The sequence below is a fragment of the Micromonospora cabrerizensis genome, assembly GCF_022230955.1.
GTDB classification, from domain to species: Bacteria; Actinomycetota; Actinomycetes; order Mycobacteriales; family Micromonosporaceae; genus Micromonospora; species Micromonospora cabrerizensis.
Genome location: NZ_JAKKFI010000014.1, coordinates 21,419 through 44,354, shown reverse-complemented (window position 1 = coordinate 44,354; position 22,936 = coordinate 21,419). Strand labels below are relative to the sequence as shown.

Below are 22,936 nucleotides of genomic sequence, written 5' to 3'. Positions count from 1 at the left end.
CGTGACCACACCATCGGCCGGCCCAGCCCGTCATCCACCCATCCGGGCCGCGAGCGGCTCCGAATCACTCACATGGATGACGAACCGCTCGCCGGCCGGTACCGCCGGCTTCTGCCGATCGGGGACACCGCGACCCCGGGACGCGTCTGGCTGGCACGCGACGAGGTGCTGGACCGGCACGTCGCGCTCAAGCAGATCGCTCTACCAGGATGGGTGAGCGACGCGGAACGGTCGCGTCTACGGGACAGGACGCTCGGGGAGGTACGCGGCCTGGCCGGCCTGGACCATCCGGGCGTGGTCGGCATGTGGGACGTGCTGAGCGCCGACGGTTACCTGTGGCTGGTCATGGAGCACGTGCCCTCCCGCTCGCTGTCCGAGGTGGTCGCCGCCGACGGCCCGCTCGCTCCGGCCGAGGTCGCCAGGGTGGGTCTGCACCTGCTCGCCGCCCTGGGCGCCGCCCATTCGATGGGAGTGGTGCACCGGGATGTCCGTCCGCAGAACGTGCTCCTCGCCGATGGCGGCCGCGTCCTGCTCGGCGGATTCGGCTTGTCGATCTTCGACAGCCGTGACCCGGCGACCGTCGTCACGCCGACCCTGTCGACGGTCCAGTACGTCGCGCCGGAGCGCGCCCGCGACGGCAGGTCCACCCCCGCCACCGACCTGTGGGCTCTGGGCGCGACCCTGTATCTGGCTGCGGAGGGCCGGCCGCCGTGGACCCGGCCGTCGACCCTGGCCACGCTCGCTGCCCTGGCCACCGAGACGCCGGACCGGATGACCGTCCTGCCGCTCGAACCCACGGTCACCGGCCTCCTGCTGCGCAACCCCCGCCAGCGCCTGTCCGCCCAGGAGGCTTGCGACCAGTTGGAGCATGTGGCCGCGGCGACCGTACCCATGGGGCCCGTGCCGGCACCCCGACCGCGCCGCCGGCGGCGCGTACCCGTCATCCACCTGCGGCGTCGCCCACGACGCGCCGTGCCGGTGGTCCCGACCGGCCAGGACGCGGCCGACACCACGGTCATCCCGGTGACGGCCTCGACCACCCGGGACCGGACGTCGGCCTGGGCGTTCGTCGGCGCCGTGCTGGGCCTCTTCGCCGTCGTGGCCGTCGTCGTCACGGCGACCGGCACCGTGATCGGCGGCCTGCGCGACCAGGCCGGCGCTCCGGCCGCCGCACCGGGCGGCGCGGCGGCCGGTGCGTTGGAGACGACCACGGCGGCACCACCCGCCCACCTCTGCCTGGACGATGACGCCGCCGGCGAGGCCGAGCCCCTGCGGGAGTCCAGCGCGCCGCTGCCGTACGCCCTGCCGGACGGGTGGACCTGGCACCAGGACCGGGCCGGCTTCCTGTTGGCGGTGCCCGTGGGGTGGACTCGGCACACCGAGGGCGAGACGGTCTGCTTCCGCGACCCCGCCGAGGTGCGGGCCGTCGCCGTCGACCTCACCGCCGAAGCGTCCAGCGTGCCGTCGACGCGCTGGGAGGCGGCAGAGCGCGAGGCATCGAAGGCGGGTGCGCTGCCCGGTTACCGGAAGATCAGCATCGGACCGGTCATCCGCCCGGGTGGCGCCGCGGAATGGGAATACACCTGTGACCAGGCCGGTGGTGAGCGCCTGCATGTCCGCCGGCTGCTGGTCAACGACAGCAGGACCCGCGCCTACAGCCTGTCCTGGATCGCCCGGGACAGCCAGTGGGGCGCGACCGGGCCCTCGCAGCGCCTGGCCCAGGCGAGCTTCCGTCTCGACTGATGCGACGGGGTGGCCCCTCGGGTCATGGGGGGCATTAACATTTTTCGATTATTGTGGCGGTGATGCGACAGTGTGACGAAGGGCGGAGAACGCACACACGACGACGGGGGAGGCGACGGCCAGCACATGGGTGACACCCGACGGGCCGCGCAGGACGCGTTCGCCCGGTTCGTGCGCGACGCGGTCGACGCCGCCAGCGACGAGCGTGGCTGGTCCATCACGGAGGTGGCGGCGCGAAGCGGCGTCGGTCGCTCCACCGTCTTCCGGTGGCTGTCCGGTGACTGGCAGCACCACCCGGAGTTGCCCAAGGTCCGGGCGTTCTGCGCGACCCTGGATCTCCCACTCGGCGCGGCCCTGCGTGCCCTCACCCCGCTGGCGTACGACTCGTCGGCGCCGGCGGTGCCGGCTGCGGACCCGGCGGCGGAGGTGCTTCTGATGGCCGTCCGGGACCGACTGGTCGATCCCCGCACCACCGCCGCCGAGAGAGAGCACATCTTGACCGTCCTGCGCCGTCTCGGGCGCCACCGGTCGTCCCGGGCCAGCTGATCAGGTATCGAGAGGATCCGGTGACGGTGATGTCCGACCTGTTCGACTACGACGCCGAACTGCGCCTGCACAACGAACTCTTCCGTGCCGCTGCCCGCGTCGGCTCTCACGACCGCGTGCTCGACATCGGCTGCGGCACCGGCCAGTCCACCCGCGACGCCGCCCGCGCCGCGATGAACGGCAGCGTGACAGGCATCGATATCTCCGGGCCGATGCTCGAACGGGCCCGTCAGCTCAGCGACGACGAGGGCCTGCCCAACATCACCTTTCACCAGGCGGACGCCCAGGTGCACCGCTTCCCGTCGGCGCACTTCGACCTTTGCATCAGCAGGTTCGGAACGATGTTCTTCGCCGACCCGGTCGCCGCGTTCACCAACATCGGCCGCTCCCTGCGCCCCGGCGGGCGACTGGTGCTGCTGGTCTGGCAGGACCGTGACCGCAACGAATGGGCCACCGAGATCCGCCGAACGTTCACCGACGAGCCAGCCCCTAGTCGCGGTCCGAACGCGTTCTCCCTCGCCGACCCGACCGTCACGGAGGACATCCTGGTGGTGGCCGGCTTCGCCGCCGTCGACTTCACGGACGTGCACGTACCGGTCTACTACGGTCCGGACAGCGCCGCCGCCTTCGATGCGGTGTTCCGCCTGTGGGAGTTCGCCGACCTGCTGGCGAACCGTGACGACGCGGCCGCCGAGCGGGCCCGCACGCGGCTGCGTACCACCCTCGACGCCCACCAGGCCGACAGCGGCGTTCACTTCGACTCGCGCGCCTGGATCGTCACAGCTCGTCGGTGATCGACACGATCGGATCGTCGCAGGCGCGGGCGGCACCACGGCGGGACGATCCCCGCCCCGCCGTGGTGCTGTCACAACGCGGTGGTGGTCAGCGACCCTCGGGCGGCGCGGTCAGCTCGGCGTGCCGCACCGTGTAGTTGCCGCGGGTCACCATGGCGAAAGCGGCCGGCGCGAGGCAGGTGCCGATCCGGGACGGACCCCACTCGCCTGCCTCGTCCTGATCGGCGCTGGCCGACCAGGTGAAGCCGACCCGGTCCCGGCCACGGCCGCCGTCCTGCACGCTGAAACCGACCCGCTGGCCGAGGAAGTCGCGGGCCTTCTCGTCAGCGCGGGTGACGACCCCGGTCAGGGTCGCGTGACCCGGGCTGGTGATCATGCAGTCGACCGCCGCTTCGAAGCGGACGGTGATGTTCTCCGTGGCCAGCCAGTGTGCGACCCGCACCGTGCCCGTGGCGTCCGCGGGAGAACCCTTCTCCCCGCCCTTCAGCGGGATCGGTCGGCTGTAGGGCGCCGACCGGGCGTCAAAGGCGAACGACCGCACGTCGCCGTCCTGCCCGTACGGCAGAGCGAACTCCGCTGATCCGCTCACCTGGGCGGGCCGGTGGTTCGCGGCCCCGGCCGGCGTCGCCGCCGCGACCAGCATCGTCGCCGCCGCGATGCCCCATCCGAGTGTCTTGCGCATGGTCGTCCTCCCCGATCCGGCCGCGGTGCCGCGGCTCTGTTACCTCCACGGTCGGCGATCCGGGAACGGAAGCGATCCCCTCCGCGGGGGGACACGCTCCCCCGCCCACGGGAAACCGGCCCTGGTGAGCCACGTCCGCCGACGCCGGGACCGGTCGCGACCAGTGACGCCACGTCACATGCGGTGGTGACGTGGTGCCACTGACGGATCGGGCCGGCCGGCGGTGTCATTGGTGCATGTCCACCACACCTGTCATCGAAGTCGAACGGTTGAACGTCACCTACGGCGACTTCCACGCCGTCCGGGATCTTTCCTTCGAGGTACGGCGCGGGGAGCTGTACGCGCTGATCGGCACGAACGGGGCGGGAAAGACCTCGACCCTGGAGACCATCGAGGGGCACCGCACGCCGACCTCCGGAACCGTGCGGGTCTTCGGGCACAGTCCACGGGATCGGCGCGTCGTCCGTCCCCGGGTGGGCGTCATGCTCCAGGAGAGTGGTTTCTCCCCGGACCTCACGGTTCGCGAGTCCGTACGCCTGATCGGCCGGCTCACCCGGCGGACGGACGACGTCGACCGGGTGCTCGACATCGTCGACCTCACCGGCAGGTCGGGTCGGAAGGTGTCCCAGCTCTCCGGCGGTGAGAAGAGACGACTGGACTTCGCCACCGCCGTCTACGGGACCCCCGAGCTGGTCTTCCTGGACGAGCCGACCACCGGTCTGGACATCCAGTCCCGCGACGCCCTGTGGGCGACGGTGGACCGGCTGCGCGAGAACGGCGCCACCATCGTGCTCACCACCCACTACCTGGAAGAGGCGCAGCAGCGCGCCGACCGGATCGGGCTGATGCACCAGGGCACCTTCCACCGGGAGGGCACCGTCTCCGAACTGACCCGCACGCTTCCGGCCGTCATCCGGTTCTCGCTACCGCCGGTGGCACCGGCGCTGCCGTTGCAGGCGGTCGTCGACGCCCACGGGAAGGTCGTAGTCGAGACCTTCGGGCTGCAGAAGGACCTGCACACCCTGCTCGGGTGGGCGCAGGATCATGCCGTGGAGTTGCGGGACCTCCAGGCCGGGCCGACCCGGCTCGACGACGTCTTCCGGGCCATCGGCAGCTGACCGGCGCCGGCCACCGACTCGTTTCCCCGAAAGGAAACTCCCACCATGCTTCCCATCGCCCTCAGCGAGCTGATCCAGATCTTCCGGAACCGGCTGGTGCTGATCACCAGCCTCATCGTTCCGGTGGCTGTCAGCGCGCTCTTCGTCCGTCAGCACGAGACCTTCGCGGCTGTCGGCAGCCTCGGCTACATCGCGGCGATCGTGATGTTCACCGTGGCCGCGTTCGGGCTCTACGCCACGGCCGTCACCACCCTGGCATCGCGGCGGCAGAACCTCTTCCTCAAGCGGCTGCGATCCACCGTGGCGAGTGACCGCAGCATCCTCGCCGGTCTGCTGCTGCCCGTCACGATCCTCGCCGTGGTCCAGGTCACCGCGATCCTGACCGCACTGGCCGTGGTCGCCGGTGGGCCTGCCAACGTCGTCCTGCTGGTGGTGGCGGTCCTCGCGACCCTGGCCATGATGATCGGCCTGGGGCTGGCCACGGCGGGGCTGACGAACTCGCCCGAGCACGCCCAGGTCACCACTCTGCCCGTCACCCTCGGCGTGGTCGCCGTGTCCAGTTGGGTGGGCATCAGCGGCACCGAGGACCTCACCGTGCTCAAGCGGCTGCTGCCCGGCGGCTCGGCCACCGAGATGGCCGTGAACGCCTGGAACGGCGGCGTCGCCGTGACCGACTCCCTCCTCCTGCTCGCACCGACGTTCGGCTGGGTCGTTGTCGCCATAGCCCTCGCCACCAGGCTCTTCCGCTGGGAGCCCCGCCGGTGATCCAGGCCGGCGACGACCACGACCAGGCGACCGTGAACAGAACGACGAGATGAGAGGTGGACCCGATGGCTCAGCAACCCGAGGAACCCCAGACCGACCGCCGTACCGAGGCGGGGCCCCCGACCCTGGCGGAGGATCTCCTGCTGCTCCTGTTCCAGCCGGATGCCGGCTTCCGGGGCACCGGGGTCATCGCCGGTGAGAACACGCTCTTCTACGTTCTCGCGGGGGCGGTGCTCGCCGATCTCGGGCTCGGCGAGCACGTGCGTACCGTTCCCGGTCGGGGAGGGGTGCGGGTGGAGGCCGTCGCGGACCGCCCGCCGTCGGACGACATCCTGCGATCCGCGTGGGGCTACCTCGCGGAGAAGCCGCGCGGCATCCAGACCGTGCTCGCGGCGATCGGGCCGACGCTGCGTGCCCCGGTGCTCGACCGACTCGTCGAACGGGGCGACATCCGCCGTTCCAGTCGCAAGTCCCTGGGACTGTTCACCACGAAGGTCCTCGAGGACGGCGGGACCGGACGCCGGGCGGGCCTCCTCCGGGACGTTCGCGACGTGCTCGTCGACGGCGTTGAACCGCAACCCCGGGTGGCCGCTCTCGGCGCTCTGCTCTCGGGCAGCGGGACGCTTCCCCAGTTCGACCGGGAGATCCCCTGGACCACTCCGGTGATCACCCGCGCCAAGGACCTCGAACGGGGCGACTGGGGCGCCGGGGCCGCCGCCGAAGCGGTCACCCGCACCGTCACCGCGACGATCGTCAACAACGTCGTCGTGGCGGCGGCCGTGCTTCCCCGGTAGTGCGGAGGCGGTCGGCGAGTTCACGCACCGCCGCGTCGAACGCCCGGTCGGACTCGCAGGGTGAGTGTCCCCTGATCGGCGGCGGGAAGATGTCGCCGGGCGGGGCGACGACGTCGTACGGATCGCACAGCCGTCGGTCCACCGGTGCCATCCGACCGACTGCGGTGGGCGTCTCGTCGGGTTGTTGTGGCGGGAAGACTGAGCCGCCGATGGGGTCGGTGTCCCGCCACAGGTTCACCCACCGCCAGCCGACCCGCTCGGCGATCTCGTGGATCACCTCGTCGCTGACGTAGGCGGGAAACAGCCGGGCGTACAGCCGACGCAGGGGTGAGCCGTGGGTGAGCAGGGCGACCCGGTCGGTGACCCGTGGCGGCAGTTGCAGCAGGGTCGCGGCGAGGAGGACGGAGCCGTGGCTGTGCCCGGTGAGCACCACCGTGTTGCCGGAGTCGACGAGGTAGGTGATCCGGCGGGTCAGTTCGGGGACGGCCCGTTCGGCGTAGCACGGTGGCGCGAACGGGTGGGCATCTCTCGGCCAGAAGGTGCCCAGGTCCCACAGCACGCCCACGTAACGACGGAACCCGGGTGTGCGGTAGGCGAAGATCCCGCCGATGATCAAGCCGACGATGATGGCGGCGATCAGGTAGCTGCCGACACCGATGCTGAAGTTGACGAAGCCGACCGGCAGGCCCACGTAGCGTTGGATCAGCTCGCTGGGAGGCGTCGGCAGCAGGCCGAGCGCAACGGTCGTCATGGCGAGTCCGGCGAGGCAGGCGTAGAGCACCGCGAGTGGCACCACCCTCTCGGTGAAGCGGGCGCGGGCAATGGTCCTGCGCACCTGCCGCAACCGCGTCCTGGCATCGGCCGGCGCATCGGGGAAGTCGCGGGCAACGATCGACGCTGCGGCACGGCTCCGTCCCGGTCGTGACGCCAGAGACACCACGCCACCGACGGCCAGCGTCGCCAGCACCGCCAGCGAGAAACCGAGGATCACCCAGACGCACGCACGCGGGGGACTGGTGATCAGTGCGTCCGCGGTCGGCGCGCCCCTGTTGAGGACGTCGGACACCCGATAGACGAGTTCGGCGGAGAACGCGACCGCCAGACTGATCGCGGCGACAGCGGTCGCCAGGGCGCCGAACCCGAGCAGAGGCGCGGCATCCGGCTGTCGATTCCGGTGCCGGAACAGCACCACTCCCAGGGCCGCCAGGAGCACCGCCTGCCCGACGAACAGCCCGACGACCGCCAGGTTGTAGCCGGGCAGCCCGTTGTCCTCCGGCCAGGAGCCGGAACTGGTCAGAACGTCCACCCAGACCACGACGGTCAGGCCGAGGGTGAAGCTGCGCAGCATGCTGGCCACCCGGTCCAGCCGCCATTCCGTCCGCTCCGTCAGCGGGGGAGTGCAGAGCAGTGCCACACAGGTGACCAGCACAAGGACGGAAGCAGCCGCCAGCGCCAGGGTGCCGCCCGACAGACCCTGTGCGGACCGGGCACCCAGCAGACTGAGGTCCAGCGTGACAAACGCCGCCGCGACATGGATCGAGCGCAGCCGACCGACCAGCGGCTCGCTGTCCCACCGGCCGACGGCGGTGAGCTGCTGCGCCGGGTTCGGCTGGTCGGCTGTCCGGAAGGCCTGGAGGGGGAGCGCCGGACGCGCGCTGATCGCCCAGACCAGGCTGATGGCGGCAACCGGCACCAGCGCGAGCACCGCCAGGCGCAGTCCGGCCGGGCGTCCCCCGAGCCAGGACAGCCAACTGCGCCCGGCCACGCATTCGGGCGAGGACATGCACTTCCAGGCGATGACATCCAGCGCGATTCCCACGGCGCTCAGCACGTACATGCCGGTCAGGCTGAGCGCGAACAGTCGGCACAGGGCCTTGAAGACCGGATCGGGCCCGGCCCCGGCCGGACGCATCCAGATGGCCAGGTTGATCAGCATGAACGGCAGCAGGATCACCATCGACAGCGTTCGCACCGCAGTGCCGGCCGGCAGGTTGTTCCAGCGGTAGGCCTCGAGGGTGACTCCGCCTGCGTGGTCGCTGTCGTACTGGTCCGGCCGCGGTCGGTAGAAACCGCCCCTGCGGTCACCCGCCACCTGTTGTACGTGCGGCCGATCCAGCAGGTCGTCCGGACCCGTGGCGGACACCCCGTGCACCCGCAGCTCCACCACGCCGTCAGCTCCGGCGCGCCCGACCACCTCCCGCTGATCCATCCGGTACCGGCCCCCCGGCATGTACGCGGCTCACCGGCCCGCTCGGCTGATCCGACGGCGCCCGCGTGGCGGAACGCGCGTACCCCCCGAGAGCAGAAGCAACCCTGGCGGTGATGGTCACGCCCGTTGCTCAGAGCCAGTCGTGTTCGCGGGCGTAGCGGGCCGCCTCGTGGCGGGTGCGGGTCTGGGTCTTCTGCATGGCGTTGGAGAGGTAGTTGCGTACGGTGCCCTGCGCGAGGTGCAGGCGGGCGGCGATGTCGGCGACCGAGTAGCCCTCGCTGGTCACCCGTAGTACGTCGAGTTCGCGCTCGGTCAGCGGGCAGTCGTCGATGACGGCGAGGGCGGACACGTCCGGGTCGATCCATCGTTTGCCGGCGTGCAGGCCGGTGATGACCGAGGTGATGTGCGCCGGCTCGGCGGACTTGCTGACGAAGCCCTGGACACCGAGCTTCAACGCCTTGCGCAGCACGCCGGGGCGGGCATGGCGGGTCAGCATGAGGATCACCTGTTCGGGGAGTGTCCGGTGGATCTGCGCGACGGCGTCGAGGCCGTCCATGCCCGGCATCTCCAGGTCGATGACCAGCACGTCAGGTTGGTGCCGCAGGGTGGCTTCGACGGCCGACTCGCCGTCCTGCGCCTCGGCGAGGACGGTGATGTCGCCCTCCAGGGGGAGCAGTGCGGCCAGGGCCTTGCGGAGCAGCACCTCGTCGTCAGCGAGCACGATCGTGATCATCGACGTCCCTCCCGCGTTGCCGCCGGGATCGCGTCGACCCGAGCGGGCGGGAGCGTCACGGCGGTCAGGAACTGGCCGTTCGCCTGTTCCACGGTCAGTTCACCTCCGTCGGCGGCGACCCGTTGCCGCAGGGCGGACAGCCCTCTGAGCTCGGGAACGCTGTCGCCGCTCACGCCGTCGTTGAGGATGCTGATGCCCGACTCGGCGAGGGTGATCTGCACCCGGGTGGCCTGGGCGTGCCGCAGGATGTTGGTGGTCGTCTCACGCAGGACCTGGCCGAGCAGCTCGCTGGCGCGGGTGTCGACCTCGGCCTCCCGGGTCACCCGGACCCGGATGCCGGCTGCCTCGAACAGGTTCTTCGCGTTCTCGAGTTCCGCGGAGAGGTTGAGTCGCCGTTGCGCGTACGCGAGTTCCTTGGTCTGGGCGATGGTGTCGCTGACCAGGGCGTACGTCTCCTGCAGCTCCTTTTCTGCCCGGCCGGCGTCGCGGAGCAGCAGCTTCTGCGCGAGCGCGATCTTCAGTTTGACCACGTGCAGGGTGTGGCCCTGGATGTCGTGCAGGTCGCTGGCGAACCGGACGCGTTCCCGGAAGACGGCCAGCTCGGCTTCGCGCTCCCGGGTCTGTTCCAGTTCCCGGATGAGGTCGTAGAACCGCTCGCCCAGCACCGTCAGGACGATGACGAGGGTGGTGAGGGCGGTCGGGATGAGGACGTAGGTGACCAGGACGTCGCGTACGTCGTCCTGCTGCACCGCAAGCCGCGCCGCCCCGACGACGGCGACGTAGATGATCAGCCCGGCCACCGCCAGAGCACGACGTCGCCGCACCTCGCGCAGGGCGAGGGAACCGACGGAGCAGAAGCCCCAGTACGCGTTGGGGCTGCCGGTGAGCAGCACCCCGAGTGGCCAGACCGCTCCGGTGACGATCATGCAGGGCAGGGCGACCCGGGCGAGGTCGTTCGCGGTCCACCGTTCGAAGGCCACCAGGGCCGCCACGACACCCGGCGCCAGAATGACGAGGTGCCACCAGGCGTGTGTGTCGGCGTACAGGAGGACCGCCGCGGCGAGCACGACCAACGGCAGTGAGGTGATGAGACTGAGCCTGCGCAGCCGTCTCTGCGTCGACTCGGTGATGCGCAGTGAGGTCGCGGTCACTCCCTCAGTATTCCGCCGGGCCAGCTCAGCGACAGTGACACCACGTCACATCTCGTCATGACGTGGTGTCGCCAGCGAGGAGGGTCTGCGGCCGCCGCTGGCACGGCCGGCACGCTTACCCGGCGGAGAACGTGATGCCGGCATTCGTCCGGTATCGACTCGACTGTCCGTCCGGCGTGGTACCAATACCCAGATAGGCAAGCCGGCAGAAACGGGCGGCCCATGTCGACAAGGGCAGCGGAGCTGCTGCGTAAGCCGGGGCAACCGCAGCGACCGAGTCTTCTGGAACTCTTCTTCGACCTGGTCTTCATCTTTGCCCTCAACCGGGTCTCCCACCGGCTGGTCGAGGACCTCACCGAGCGGCGAACGGTCCTGGTCGAGGCCGGTGAGACGCTGTTGTTGCTGCTGGCTTTCATGGTGCTCTGGTTCGTCACGGCCTGGGTCACCGATCTCTATGATCCGCAACGAACGCAGCTTCAGTTGTTGGTCTACGCGGCCATGCTCGGCGCCCTGATGATGGCGGTTGCGGTGCCGCGGGCGTTCGGCGACCGGAGTCTGGCCTTCGCTGGCGCGTACGTCGCGGTCCACGTCTTTCGTGGGCTGGTCATCGTGCCGGCGCTGCGCGGCCACGAAGCTCAGCGGCGAGCGGGTGGCGTGTTCCTCTGGTTCCTGGTGTCCGCCGTGCCGTGGATCGTCGGAGCGATCGTCTCGGGCCCGGCGCGCGGGGTGTTGTGGACGCTCGCGATCGCCATCGACTGCGCGGCGCTGCTGCTGTTCTACCCCGCGCCGTGGACCCGCCCCGCCCAACGTCAGTGGCCGGTCCTGGCCGAGTATCTGTCGGAGCGCTACCGGCAGTTCTTCATCATTGCTCTCGGCGAGTTGATTCTGACGACGGGATCGGCCTACAGCGACACATCCTTTCGCGAGGGCGGGGCCGCGGCGGCCTTCGCGGTCTCGTTCGTCACGACCGTGCTGCTGTTTCGGGTCTACCTCTTCAAGGCGGGCCAGTTGTTGCCCGAAGCGATCAGAGTCTCCGTCGGGCCCGCCCGCCTCGTCCGGGAGGCGTTTCTCGCTCACGTCCTCATGGTCGCCGGCATCGTGGCCGTCGCCGTGGGGTACGAGATCGTGATCGATCACCCGTTCGGACGCACCGACGCGGCGTGGATCTTCGTGATCATCGGCGGACCGATACTGTTCCTGGTCGGGCGAGCCCTGGCCGAACACGCCGTGTTCGACCGGGTGTCCCGTTCCCGGACGATCGGCGCGCTGGTGCTCGTCGGCGTCGCGCCGGCCATGGTGCTCCTACCGCCACTGGCGGCGGCCGTCGTCGCCGCCGTCGTCCTTGGCTGCATTGCCGTCTCCGACACGATGCGCGCCCGGGAGAACCCTCCCGAACGGCCGCACCCACACCGCTTCCAGAAATGATCACGGCGGCCGTCACGTCATTGCCGAGCGGTCGATACACTGAATCTGACATCCATGTCAGGTGCGGTGTGGGGGTAGCGATGACGGCCAGCATTCGGATCGGCGAACTCGCCGCCCGTGCCGGGGTGAGCGTGCGGTCCCTGCGTTACTACGAGGAGCAGGGGCTGTTGACCAGCCTCCGCAGCCCCAGGGGCCACCGCCGCTACAGCGAGGGCCAGGTCGAGCGCATCCTGCTCATCCAGCGGCTGTTCGCCGCCGGCCTGAGCAGCCGGACGATCGTCGATCTGCTGCCCTGCGTCGACTCTCCGAGTGAGGACACCTCCGAGGCGGCCCTGGAGCGCATGCGCGACGAGCGCGACCGACTCGACCGGCACATCGAGAGCCTGATCCACACCCGCGGGGTGCTCGATGATCTGATCGCTGCCAACCGCGCTCACCGCACCGCGCTCGCCCGCGCGTGACCCGCGCCGCCCGACCGGAGACCGGCAGGCGCCACCGTCAGGCCGCGGCGAGCTGCGAGTAGAAGTCGCGTGGGTCGTGGGCCAGGGCGGCCTTGATGTCGGCGCTCCACTTGTCGACGACGACCTCCAGGGCGCCTGCGGCCAGACCGTCGAGGGTGGCGCGAACGACGTCCGCCGGGTCGATCTTCGGGCCGTCGTAGTTCGCGCTGAAGTCGGTGTCCACGGCACCCACATGGACCCCGGTGACGTGCGTGCCCTGTCCCGCCAGTTCCAGGCGGACGCTGTTCGTCAGCGACCAGGCCGCCGCCTTCGCGGCCGCGTACGCCCCCTCGCCGGGCCAGGAGAACCAGGACAACGCCGAGAGGACGTTGACGATCGCGCCGCCGCCGTTGCGGGCCAGCACCGGGGCGAACGCTCGCACCACGGAGAGGGTGCCGAAATAGTTGACCTCCATGTCGCGGCGCACGGCGTCGAGGTCGCCGGTCACCAGGTCGACATGGGAGTCGGCGCCGGCATTGTTGATCAACACCGACGCGTCCGCGGCGACCTCGGCCGCCGCGCGGACGGAACCGGGGTCGGTGATGTCCAGGGGCAGCGGTACGGCGCCCGGGAGGTCGACGCTCTGCCCGCTGCGGGACGTCGCGTAGACCTTCGCCGCGCCGCGCTCGAGAAGCTGTGTGACGTACTGCCGACCGATGCCGCGGTTCGAGCCGGTGACGACAGCGATGGAACCCTGGATCTGCACGGTGAAACTCCTTTGGTGGAGGGGCGACGCCTGCGTGCGTCGTTCACCGGAACGCTAGAACCTGTCATTGGTGTCAGATTCAAGGTTCTGATCGGTGACCTCGGTCACCCTCGGTCCGGCCCGAATGTTCACGACAACATCTCGCGCTCGGGTCGCGCCGGGGGAGCACCTGCGGGCGAGGGATGTTCGGAAACTTTCGCGAAAGCTCGCCGTCGCAGCTTGACGAGTGCAGGACTCATCTACCAGAGTCGATGTGGGCGTAGGTGGCGTGCCGTCGGGAGCTCGGGCGCCAGCAGGGCATCGACCTGAGTCAGTCGTGGGCGCGGTGGGCAGCGCTTGTTAACGCTAACGATGCTCTGCACCGCTGACCTGGCTGCGGTGGCGGCGTGGCCCGACGGCGACGGATCAGTGTCCCTCCGATCCCAGGAGAACGATCGATGAGAAGACCCACAGTGATCAGAACCGCGTTGATGTCGGCCAGCGCCCTGCTGCTGGCGTCGTCGGCGGTTGCCCTCGCGGTGCCGGCCGGGGCCGCGGCCGCCGGCTGTTCGGTGAGCTACAGCGTGTCCTCGCAGTGGCAGGGTGGCTTCGGGGCCAACGTCACGATCACCAACCTCGGTGACGCGGTGTCGAGTTGGACGCTGACCTGGTCCTACAACGCCGGTCAGACCGTCACGCAGGCATGGAACGCGACACTGACCCAGAGCGGTGCCGTCGTCACCGCCAAGAACGTCGGTTACAACGGGGGCATCGCGACCAACGGCACGGCCTCGTTAGGCTTCAACGGGTCCTGGACCGGCAGTAACCCTGACCCGACCACCTTCGCGTTGAACGGGGTGGTCTGCACCGGTGACACGACACCAACACCACCGCCCACCACCCCGCCGCCGAACGGGCCGGCGGACATCACGGTGAACAGCGCGACCAGATACCAGACCGTCGACGGGTTCGGCGCCGCCCAGTCCATCTGGGGTAGCGCCTGGTCCACCTCCGAGACGCAGACCCTGGTCGGGACGGGCGCCAACCAGTTGGGGCTGTCCATCGTGCGTACCGGTCTGTCACCGGTGTCCAGCGAGTGGGCGACACATGTCAACTCCCTGAAGACCGCGAAGACCGCCGGGTCCAACGTGAAGATCCTCGCCTCGCCGTGGACCGCGCCGGCGGCCTGGAAGACCAACAACAGCCGGGTCAACGGCGGCAAGCTGAAGACCGACTACTACGACGACTACGCCAACCACCTCAACAGCTACGTCCAGTACATGCGTGGCCAGGGCGTGCCGATCGACGTCACCTCGGTGCAGAACGAGCCGGACTGGCACCCGGACTACGACTCGATGGACTGGAGCGGCACGGAGCTGCGCACCTTCGTCCGCGACCAGGGCACGAAGGTGCAGAACACCAAACTGATGGTCGCCGAGGCGGTGAACCTGAACTACGGCTACACCGATCCGACCCTGAACGACGCGACCGCCCGCGCCAACATCGGCTACGTCGGCGGGCACCTGTACGGCACCGAGGACGCAGGGCGGCTCAGGCCCTACGCCCTGGCCGAGCAGCACAACAAGCCGGTGTGGATGACCGAGTGGAACCTGCACGCGGCCGACGGTGGCGGCTCCAACATCTGGGGCAACCCCGGCAACGCGGCGGTCTGGAACGAGACGCTCGACGACATCATGCGCACGGTCCACAAGTCGATGGAGGCCAACTGGAACGCCTACATCTGGTGGTACGGCAAGCGTTACTACTCGTTCATCGGTGACGGCGAAGCGGCGTACGGCACGGTGGCGGGCGCCCCGCTCAAGCGCGGCTACGCGTTCTCGCAGTACGCCAAGTACGTCCGCCCCGGTTACCAGCGGGTCGCCCTGACGAAGAGTTCCAAGGCGTCGCCGCTGGAGGTGACCGCCTACCAGGGTGACGGGAAGATCAGCCTGGTCATCCTCAACCGGTCGAACAGCGCGGTCAACAACGCCGTGATCCAGGCTCCGCAGAACGTCAGCAGGGCCGAGCACTATCTCACCTCGCAGACCGCCAACGCTGCCAGTCAGCCGACCACCGTGAACGGCGGTCAGGCCACCATCAACGTCGGTGCGCGCAGCATCTCCACGCTGGTGTTCACCCTCTGAGGCCTCCTCGCACCGCCGGTGGGGCGTGCGGGTGTGATCGAGCGACCGCACCCGTACGCCCCGGCGATCCTGGTCGCTCAGGAGCCGAGGTAGCGCAGGATCGCCAGGACCCGGCGGCTGTAGCCGGTCACGTGCAACAGCCCGAGCTTGTCGAAGATGGTGTTGACGTGCTTCTCGACCGCGCTCTGTGACACGTGCAGGCGCTCGGCGACGGCGGCGTTGGTGTGCCCCTGAGCCATGTGGTGCAGCACCTCGCGTTCGCGCGGGGTGAGACGGTTCAGCGGGTCGCTGCGGCTCGTGGCGGACATGAGCTGCCGGACGACCTCGGGGTCGAGCGCGGTGGCACCGGCGGCGACGCGGTCGAGCGCGTCCAGGAAGTCCTCGACCTGGGCGACGCGGTCCTTCAGGACGTAGCCGACACCTTCCGAGCGGTCGGCGAGGAGCTTCGCGGCGTAGCGCTTCTCGACGTACTGGGAGAGGACCAGCACGGCGATGTCGGGCCAGCGGCGGCGGACCTCCAGGGCGGCCCGCAGCCCGTCATCGGTGTTGGTGGGCGGCATGCGCACGTCGGTGACGACGACGTCGGGGCGGTGCTGCTCGACGGCGGTGACGAGCTGGTCGGCGTCCCCGACGGCGGCGACCACCTCGTGCCCCTCGTCGGCGAGAAGGCGGGCCAGCCCTTCCCGGAGCAGGGTGGAGTCTTCGGCGAGGACTATGCGCACGGCAGTGCCACCCGGATGGTCGTCGGGCCACCGGTCGGGCTGTCCACGTCGAGGTGCCCGTCGAGCGCGGTGACCCGGCGGGCGAGGCCCTGCAGGCCGCTGCCGTGCGGGTCGGCGCCGCCGAGGCCGTCGTCCCGGACCCGCATCGTGATGTTCTCGTCCTCCGCCATGATCTCGATGGTGATCAGGCTAGCTCGGGCGTGTTTGGCGGCGTTGGTGATCGCCTCGCAGGCCACGAAGTAGAGCACCGTCTCGATCGGTCGGGCGGGTCGGACCGGCACCTCGTAGCTGATGCCGACGGGGACCGACGACCGTTGCGCCACCATGCTCAGCACCTCGTCCAGTGTGGTGTGGTCGAGGGCGGCGGGATACACCCGCCAGGCCACGTCCCGCAGGTCGTCGACGGCGCGTTGGGCGTCCTCGTGTGCCTGCGCGAGCAGCTCGCGGGCCTTGTCGGGATCGCGGGTGCGGCGCGCCCGGCCCAGCAGCATGCCGAGTGCGACGAGGTGCTGCTGCAACCCGTCGTGCAGGTCGCGTTCGATGCGCTGGCGCTCGGCGTCGACGGCCGCGACGACGCCGGCCCGGCTGACGGCCAACTCGCTGATGCGCCTCTGGAGGGCCTCGCGGGTGTGGGATTCGAGCAGGTTGCGGGCCAGCCATCGGTCCAGCGTGGCCACGCTGACCACCGCCTGCACGTTCACCAGCAGCAGGGCCGCGCCGATGAGGCCTTGCAGCAGGAACGCGGCCGCGGTCATGGTGCCCGCGACGACGGCGCGTACCACGATGGCGGCGAGGACGGCACCGACCACGAGCAGGCCGGTGGTGAGCAGACCGAGCACCGCCGGTAGGAGGCGGGCGGCGAGGTAGCCCAGCACACGGGGTCCGCTCGCCCGGACCGAGGGTGGCGGTGGTTCCGCGGCGGTGACGGCCAGGCGCTGCCGTTCCCACTCGGTGACGCGGTGGGCGTACCGGACGATGGTGGTGCCGATGCGGCGCCGAGCCGCCGGCGCCGGCGAGACCGCGACCACGACGAGCCCGGCAAGCAGCAGGAACAGCACCTCGGCCACACCGGTGACGACACCGACCACCACGCCCACCAACGGCCGGCCCCACCGGGTCACGGTGTCGACCCACGACCGCCGGCCGGGGACCGCGCGTTCCACCACCGGGCCGTCCCTCCGTCGCTCATGTCGTCCCGTGTATCGGCACCTGCCGCCATCGGATCACGCCGAAGACGTTATGCAGTCACCGTGGCCCGGACCATGAGGCCGACCACAACCGCCGGGTGTGGAAAACCGCACCCACCGAACGAGACGCCGCCACGAACGCGGGGCCGGCGGGGGTGCTCCGCCGGCCCCTCGTGAGCGACCGGCTCAGCTGCCGTGGACCTCCAGCTCCCACAACGAGTAGCCGTACGCGGGCAGGGCCCGTTGGGTGCCCTGGACCCGCACGTAACGGCCGGTGCCGGAGACGGCGATGTCGTCCACGCCGCCGTCGCCCGTGGTCGTGGTGTGCACCGGCGACCAGGTGACGTTGTCCGCCGACACCTGGATCTGGTAGGCCCGCGCGTACGCCGCCTCCCAGGTCAACCGCACCCGGTCGAGGGTGCGGACCGCACCGAGGTCCACCGAGATCCACTGCGGGTCGGCGTACGCGCTGCCCCAGCGGGTGGCCGCGTTGCCGTCCACGGCGTTGGCGGCCACGTGCGCGCTGCCCGGCTCGACACTGGACGTGCTGACCGGCCGGCCCCGCGAGAGCAGGGAGCCACCGGTGGCGGTGCCGTAGACGTTGAGGTCCCACAGCGAGTAGCCCCACTGGGTGGCGCGTTGGGTGCCGTACACCCGCACGTAGCGGCCGGTGCCGGTGACCGTGAGATCGTCGACGCCGCCGTCCCCGGTGGTGGTGGAGTGGACCGGCGACCAGGTGACGTTGTCCGGCGACACCTGCACCTGGTACGCCCGCGCGTGAGCCGTCTCCCAGGCCAGCCGCACCCGGTTGAGCGCGTACGTGGCCCCCAGGTCGACGGTGATCCACTGCGGGTCGGCGTACGCGCTGCCCCAGCGGGTGGCCGCGTTGCCGTCCACGGCGTTGGCCGCCGCGTGGGCGCTGCCCGGCTCGACGCTGGACGTTGTCACCGATCGGCCCCGGGCCAGGTCGGTGGCGGGCGGCTCGCTCGGGCCGTCCGTCTTGATCCGCACGTTGCGGTAGTTGATGTCCAGCCCGGCGCCGTCGTTCTGCAACCCGATGTAGCCGTTGGCGATGGCCCGGCTGCTGACGTAGTCGTTGATCTTCACTCCGTTCAGCCAGATCTCGACCCGCTGGCCGTGCATGCCGATCTCGTAGGTGTTCCACGAGCCGGGTGGGTTGAGCGCCGCCGCACGGGCCGCCTGGTCGGGTGCCTGGAAGCTGTAGACGCTGCCGGTGGTGCGCGTCGGGTCGCCGTCGGTGGCGTCGATCTGGATCTCGTGACCGGCGGCGACCGGGCCCCACGGGTCGCCCTGCGGGTCGGGGAACCCGATGAAGACCCCGCCGTTGTCGTCGCCCGGCATCATCCAGTCGACCTTGAGCGAGTAGTTGCCGAAGGTGCGTACCGGGTACCAGAGCAGGCCCATCCCGCCGACCGAGCTGAGGGTGCCGTCGGCCAGGGTGAAGCTGCCCGCCCCCGCCTGCCGCCACTGCCCGAAGCTGGCCTGGGTGCCGTCGAACAGCGGGGTGTAGCCGGGCTCCGGCCGGCAGTCCGCCGCCACGGCGCCGGCCGCCACCCGGATGCCGCCGAGCACCATACGGGTGAAGTTCGGGTCGCTGTAGCTCTGCTCGGTGTGGCCCAGGCCGGTGTACCAGGAGCGCCCACCGCCGTAGCTGTGGCACCAGGTGATCGGGTGGTCGCCACCCATGGACCCACCGGAGTACGACGACTCGTCGAGGCTGGCCAGCACCTTGACCGTCGAGCGGGGGTTGGCCCGATAGTCGTACCACTCGTCGGTGCGGGTCCAGGTCGACGGCAGGTGTGCGGTGGAGGCGTTGGCCCGGTCCTCGACCCGGACGGTCGCCTGCTGCGTGGCCGGGTGCGAGGCGAAGTACGCCCCGACCAGGCCGCCGTACCACGACCAGTCGTACTCGGTGTCGGCGGCGGCGTGCACCCCGACGAAGCCACCGCCGGCGGCGATGTACGCCTCGAACGCGCCCTGCTGGCTGGCGTTGAGCACGTCGCCGGTGGTGCTGAGGAAGACCACCGCCTGGTACTGGGCGAGGTTGGCCGTGGTGAAGGTGGCCGCGTCCTCGGTGGCGGTGACGGTGAAGCCGTTCGCCGTACCGAGTTGTTGGATGGCGGCGATGCCGTTCGGGATGGAGGAGTGCCGGAAGCCGGCGGTCTTGGAGAAGACCAGGACCTTGCTCAGCGGTGCGGCCTGGGCCGCGGTCGGGGCCACCGTCGCCGCGCCGGCGGCGACGGTGAGTCCGGCGACCACGGCGACGGCGACGGCGGTGAGGGCTCGTCTGCGCATGTGTGCTCCTTGCGGGAGGGGGACGGGACAGGGCACGGCAGGTCAGCCGGCGGGCCCGGGCGGGCCCGCCGGCTGCGGCGTCAGAGGGCGACCAGGTCGAACTTCTCCCAGGGGCCGACCGCGTCCCGGTTCGCGATCAGTGCCTCGGCCCCGCCGTTCTCGGCGACCACGTACTTGTTGTTCACCGTCGCCCGCAGGCTGACCGACCCGTCCGCGTTGCGGACCAGGACGAAGGTTTCCCACGACCCGGCGAACGGCCGGTTGGCGATCAGCGGGTTCGCGCCGGCGTTCTCGGCGCAGGCGAACTGGTTGTTCACCCGGGCCCGCAGGGCGATGGTGCCGCCGCCGAGATCGACCTGGTCGAACTGCTCGGAGCTGCCGACGCTGGCGGCGGACGCGACCAGGTTGCCCGCTCCGGCGTTGGTGGCGCTGACGTATCGGCCGTTCGCCTGGGCACGCAGGGCGACCGCGCCGGTCACCGGTGGGCTGCTGTTGGTGAGGATCCGCAACGCGTCGACCATGCCCACCGAGGTGGTCCTGTTGACGATGCGGATCGTGTGGGAGCCGTTGGCCAGCCCGGTCCTGCGGAACACGACCTGCTGGGCCTGACGGGGGCCGGCGACGTTCAGGTTGACGTTGGCCTGGAGGACGTTGTCCAGGTAGACGTCGACGTTGCCCATGTCGCTGAACCGCTCGGACAGGTACTCCACCCCGGTGCCCGTGAAGGTGTAGCTGGCCGCCGCGCCGACGGTGGTGCTGTGGTGGGTGTCGTCGTTGTGGTCGCCGTACCCCCGGGCGGTGGTGTGGTGCCAGTTGGCGTCGTAGGTGAGCATCGTGTCGTTGACCAGCCCGCCGCCACCGGCAGCGCCGAGGCCCAGGGTCGAGGCGGTGCCGGACAGGCTCTTCTCACCCTGGTTGGCGGTGCCGGTCAGGGTGGTGGTCGCGTACGCCGACAACGGCTTGGCGGTGCGCTCCACGACGTACACCGTGTTCGCCGCGGTGGCGAAGCTGATCTCGGCGGCCGAGGTGGTGGTCAGCACGGCGTTGTCCGAGGTGCGGCGGACCCGGACCTCCTGACCGCCCCACGGGTTCACCACCCGGGCGGTCTTGCCGTACTGGCTCCGCAGCCCGACGTACTTGACCTCGCCGGCCTCCCGCTCCGAGCTGACCAGGAAACCGTCCTTGGCCAGCAGCGTGAACTTCCCGACGAAGCTGGAGTCGGTCGGTACGGCCGGGAAGACCCGGATCTTGTCGTTGTACGACTGGAGCAACGACTCGTTCATCGCCGTCAGGTGCACGCCGAGGTACTCGAAGACGCCGTTGGTGTTGTTGGTCATCCCGTTGGGATAGTTCTGGTATTTCTGCAGCATCGTCCGCATGCCCTGGAACGCCTGGTTGCCGAGGCCCAGTCGGGCGGCGTGCACGTGGTCGTTGGACCACACGTTGCCGTACGGGTGGGGCCGCACGTTCCAGGTGTTGACGGCGGTCTGCTGGTCGGGGTAGCCGATGCCGGTCTGGTCGTAGGGCCAGGCCAGCTCCAGCGCCACGTTCTCGTTGTTGCGGGTCTGCGAGACCGGCGGGTCGTGCGGCAGGTACGCCCCGTTCTGCACCTGGTACGGGGCCAGGTTGTCGACGATGGTCTGCCAGTTGGCCCGTAACCCGGCGTCGAGGCCGAGCTGCTGGCTCACCTGGATCGTGAGCGGGAAGAGCAGCCGGACGGCCGCCAGGTCGGTGATGGCGTTGCGGACGTCCCAGTACGTCTCGTGGGCGTTCGAGTTGGCCATGTACCACCGGCCGGTGGCGCTGTCGTAGTCCAGCATGTCCTCGTAGAACTTCACGGCCTCCCGCATGTACGGGTAGGCGGTGTTGCGCAGGTACGCCTCGTCGTTGCTGTACCGGTACTGGAGGTACATGTTGTAGGCGGCCTCGGTGCCGGTCGAGTACGTGTCGTTGACGTAGTCGCTGTTGATCGTGCCCCGGGCGTTGCCGTCCCAGCCCATCGTCTCCGGCACCCAGAGCCCGTCACTGCCGTAGCGGGTGGTGGTGTACGACTTCAGCGCGGGGAGGTTGCGGCTGTAGAGCCGGTTGAAGCCGGCCATCAGGTCGACGTGGTTGCTGGCCAGGAACGAGTTGTAGACGTCGCGCTGGTTCCAGTACCAGTACCCGTTGCTCCACTTGGAGTTGTCCTGGGTGGCCCGAAAGACCCCGTTGATGAAGTGCAGTGGGTAGTTGCCGTACGCGCCGGCCGCGATCATGTAGGTCGCCAGGTAGTAGGCGTTCTCCAGGTAGTCGGCGTCGCCGCCGGCGTTGGAGTACTGGACGAACGACTTGGCCCAGAAGTCGTGCCACCAGTTGCGGTAGTTGGTCAGCGTGGTGGTGTAGCCGGCGCTCTTGGCCGCCGCGAGCTGGTTCTTCGCCTGGGTCACCGAGTTCAGGCCCGGCGAGTTGATCCGGCTGGCCGCGGTGAACCACACGGTGTAGCTCGACGTGGGAGTGATCGTCAGCCGGACGCGGGTGCCGTTGACGACCTGGGAGGAGTACGAGGCTCCCTCGACGGTGGCCGCGAGCGTGTACCCGAAGTTGTTCGCGTCGGTCTGCCCACGGCTCAACCCGACGCCGGTGGCGTCGGCGAAGGTCGAGACGGTACGCCAGGTGTTGAGGTCCGGGACGTCGGCGATGTTCTGGACGGTGTTCATGTCCCAGAGGCTCAGGTCGAGCCCGACGCTGCTCACCCCGGGGCGGGTGTCCTCGACGTGGATGCCCATCACCTCCGAGTTGGGCGCGCCCAGCACCGTGACGGTCCGGTTGTTGTCGTACTTCGTGGTCAGCGTCCCGTCGTACAGGGAGAGGCGTTGCTGGAAGGTGGTGTAGCCGGTGTCGAGCTGCGGGTTGCTGTACAGGTTGACCATCCCGGCGGCGTAGGTCGACTGCTGCGCCAGGTCGACGCCGGAGACCTGGGCGGTCAGGCCGTTGTCGTTCCAGACCATGGCGCCGGTGCGGCCGTTGCCCACGGTGAGCCCGTGCAGCGGGTTGGTGTTCGGGCGGTTGTAGACGATGTCGTGCTTGGCCAGGTAGGCGGCCCGGTTGACGTTCACCGTTCCGGTGCTGGAGCCGAACGCGGCGTCGGTGGGTGCCGCGGCGGCTGGGCCGGAAGGGCCGACGGCGACGACACCACCGGCGAGCAGGACAGCGAGCGCGATTCGTGGCAGCGGCGTCATCTTCATCGACACGATCTCCTCTGGATCGTCCGTGCGGATGCAGGTCTCGCACCCCGGGAAGTGCCCCGGTCTGCCCACGTCCGCCGAAACGAGGGCGATGTCGAGACGACGCGGAACGTTGCCAGCCGGTGCCGGACTTACGGCATTCGGATGAACATCGACCCACGTCGTTGACATGCAGTCAACATCGGACGTCTGTGAGGG

At 70.0% G+C, this 22,936-nt stretch carries 18 protein-coding genes; 9 read left to right on the top strand and 9 right to left on the bottom strand.

Annotated features, from left to right (window positions below):
* Positions 1-72: 72 nt before the first annotated feature.
* The 3 genes from LADH09A_RS02360 (at position 73) to LADH09A_RS02350 (ending at position 3,083) form a co-directional block, all read left to right on the top strand.
* Positions 73-1,743, top strand: coding sequence for a serine/threonine-protein kinase (locus tag LADH09A_RS02360; RefSeq protein WP_238643082.1), 1,671 nt, complete (start codon positions 73-75; stop codon positions 1,741-1,743).
* Between the two features lie 126 nt (positions 1,744-1,869).
* Positions 1,870-2,289, top strand: coding sequence for a helix-turn-helix domain-containing protein (locus LADH09A_RS02355; protein WP_238643081.1), 420 nt, complete (start codon positions 1,870-1,872; stop codon positions 2,287-2,289).
* Positions 2,290-2,318: 29 nt separating this feature from the next.
* Entirely contained in the window at positions 2,319-3,083 is a 765-nt protein-coding gene (locus LADH09A_RS02350; protein WP_238643080.1) for a class I SAM-dependent methyltransferase, read from the top strand.
* 88 nt (positions 3,084-3,171) lie between these two features.
* Here the strand turns inward: LADH09A_RS02350 and LADH09A_RS02345 are convergent, their stop codons facing one another.
* Positions 3,172-3,765 (bottom strand): hypothetical protein, encoded by a 594-nt coding sequence (locus tag LADH09A_RS02345; protein ID WP_238643079.1) that lies wholly within the window; start codon positions 3,763-3,765, stop codon positions 3,172-3,174.
* Between the two features lie 236 nt (positions 3,766-4,001).
* Between LADH09A_RS02345 and LADH09A_RS02340 the strand changes: the two genes are divergently transcribed.
* The 3 genes from LADH09A_RS02340 to LADH09A_RS02330 all read left to right on the top strand — a co-directional run bounded on the left by LADH09A_RS02340 (position 4,002) and on the right by LADH09A_RS02330 (position 6,442).
* Positions 4,002-4,883, top strand: a complete 882-nt coding sequence (locus LADH09A_RS02340; protein ID WP_238643078.1) for an ABC transporter ATP-binding protein — start codon at positions 4,002-4,004, stop codon at positions 4,881-4,883.
* Positions 4,884-4,928: 45 nt separating this feature from the next.
* Positions 4,929-5,648, top strand: coding sequence for an ABC transporter permease (locus tag LADH09A_RS02335; RefSeq protein ID WP_238643077.1), 720 nt, complete (start codon positions 4,929-4,931; stop codon positions 5,646-5,648).
* A gap of 65 nt (positions 5,649-5,713) precedes the next feature.
* Positions 5,714-6,442, top strand: a complete 729-nt coding sequence (locus LADH09A_RS02330) for a GOLPH3/VPS74 family protein (RefSeq protein WP_238643076.1) — start codon at positions 5,714-5,716, stop codon at positions 6,440-6,442.
* Here the strand turns inward: LADH09A_RS02330 and LADH09A_RS02325 are convergent.
* The 3 genes from LADH09A_RS02325 to LADH09A_RS02315 form a co-directional block, all read right to left on the bottom strand.
* Positions 6,402-8,651, bottom strand: coding sequence for a hypothetical protein (locus LADH09A_RS02325; RefSeq protein ID WP_238643075.1), 2,250 nt, complete (start codon positions 8,649-8,651; stop codon positions 6,402-6,404). The genes LADH09A_RS02330 and LADH09A_RS02325 overlap by 41 nt on opposite strands.
* 130 nt (positions 8,652-8,781) lie before the next feature.
* Positions 8,782-9,384 carry a response regulator transcription factor gene (locus LADH09A_RS02320; protein WP_238643074.1) on the bottom strand — a complete coding sequence of 201 codons (603 nt, stop codon included), beginning with the start codon at positions 9,382-9,384 and terminating at the stop codon, positions 8,782-8,784.
* Positions 9,381-10,535: a sensor histidine kinase gene (locus LADH09A_RS02315; RefSeq protein WP_238643073.1), complete on the bottom strand. Its 1,155-nt coding sequence runs from the start codon at positions 10,533-10,535 to the stop codon at positions 9,381-9,383. Before LADH09A_RS02315 ends, LADH09A_RS02320 begins: the two co-directional genes overlap by 4 nt.
* A 222-nt stretch (positions 10,536-10,757) precedes the next feature.
* On the opposite strand from LADH09A_RS02315, the gene LADH09A_RS02310 reads away from it, so the two are divergent.
* Positions 10,758-11,960, top strand: coding sequence for a low temperature requirement protein A (locus LADH09A_RS02310; protein ID WP_238643072.1), 1,203 nt, complete (start codon positions 10,758-10,760; stop codon positions 11,958-11,960).
* 92 nt (positions 11,961-12,052) lie between these two features.
* The gene (locus tag LADH09A_RS02305) at positions 12,053-12,421 is read left to right on the top strand and encodes a MerR family transcriptional regulator (protein WP_238643098.1); all 369 of its coding nucleotides are present in this window, start codon (positions 12,053-12,055) and stop codon (positions 12,419-12,421) included.
* A 37-nt stretch (positions 12,422-12,458) separates the two neighbouring features.
* Here LADH09A_RS02305 and LADH09A_RS02300 read toward each other — a convergent pair whose 3' ends face one another.
* Complete coding sequence (locus LADH09A_RS02300) at positions 12,459-13,166, bottom strand: SDR family oxidoreductase (RefSeq protein ID WP_238643071.1); 708 nt, start codon at positions 13,164-13,166, stop codon at positions 12,459-12,461.
* A gap of 437 nt (positions 13,167-13,603) precedes the next feature.
* Between LADH09A_RS02300 and LADH09A_RS02295 the strand changes: the two genes are divergently transcribed.
* Positions 13,604-15,289, top strand: a complete 1,686-nt coding sequence (locus tag LADH09A_RS02295; RefSeq protein WP_238643070.1) for a cellulose binding domain-containing protein — start codon at positions 13,604-13,606, stop codon at positions 15,287-15,289.
* 77 nt (positions 15,290-15,366) lie between these two features.
* Here the strand turns inward: LADH09A_RS02295 and LADH09A_RS02290 are convergent, their stop codons facing one another.
* From LADH09A_RS02290 to LADH09A_RS02270, 4 genes are all read right to left on the bottom strand, one after another.
* Positions 15,367-16,011 carry a response regulator gene (locus LADH09A_RS02290; RefSeq protein WP_238643069.1) on the bottom strand — a complete coding sequence of 215 codons (645 nt, stop codon included), beginning with the start codon at positions 16,009-16,011 and terminating at the stop codon, positions 15,367-15,369.
* On the bottom strand, positions 16,002-17,177 hold the full coding sequence (locus tag LADH09A_RS02285; RefSeq protein ID WP_238643068.1) for a sensor histidine kinase: 1,176 nt from the start codon (positions 17,175-17,177) through the stop codon (positions 16,002-16,004). The genes LADH09A_RS02290 and LADH09A_RS02285 overlap by 10 nt, the downstream gene beginning before the upstream one ends.
* 207 nt (positions 17,178-17,384) lie before the next feature.
* The gene (locus LADH09A_RS31825) at positions 17,385-19,514 is read right to left on the bottom strand and encodes a ThuA domain-containing protein (RefSeq protein ID WP_308194457.1); all 2,130 of its coding nucleotides are present in this window, start codon (positions 19,512-19,514) and stop codon (positions 17,385-17,387) included.
* 80 nt (positions 19,515-19,594) lie between these two features.
* Positions 19,595-22,738: a glycosyl hydrolase family 95 catalytic domain-containing protein gene (locus LADH09A_RS02270; RefSeq protein ID WP_238643067.1), complete on the bottom strand. Its 3,144-nt coding sequence runs from the start codon at positions 22,736-22,738 to the stop codon at positions 19,595-19,597.
* Between the last annotated feature and the right edge of the window lie 198 nt (positions 22,739-22,936).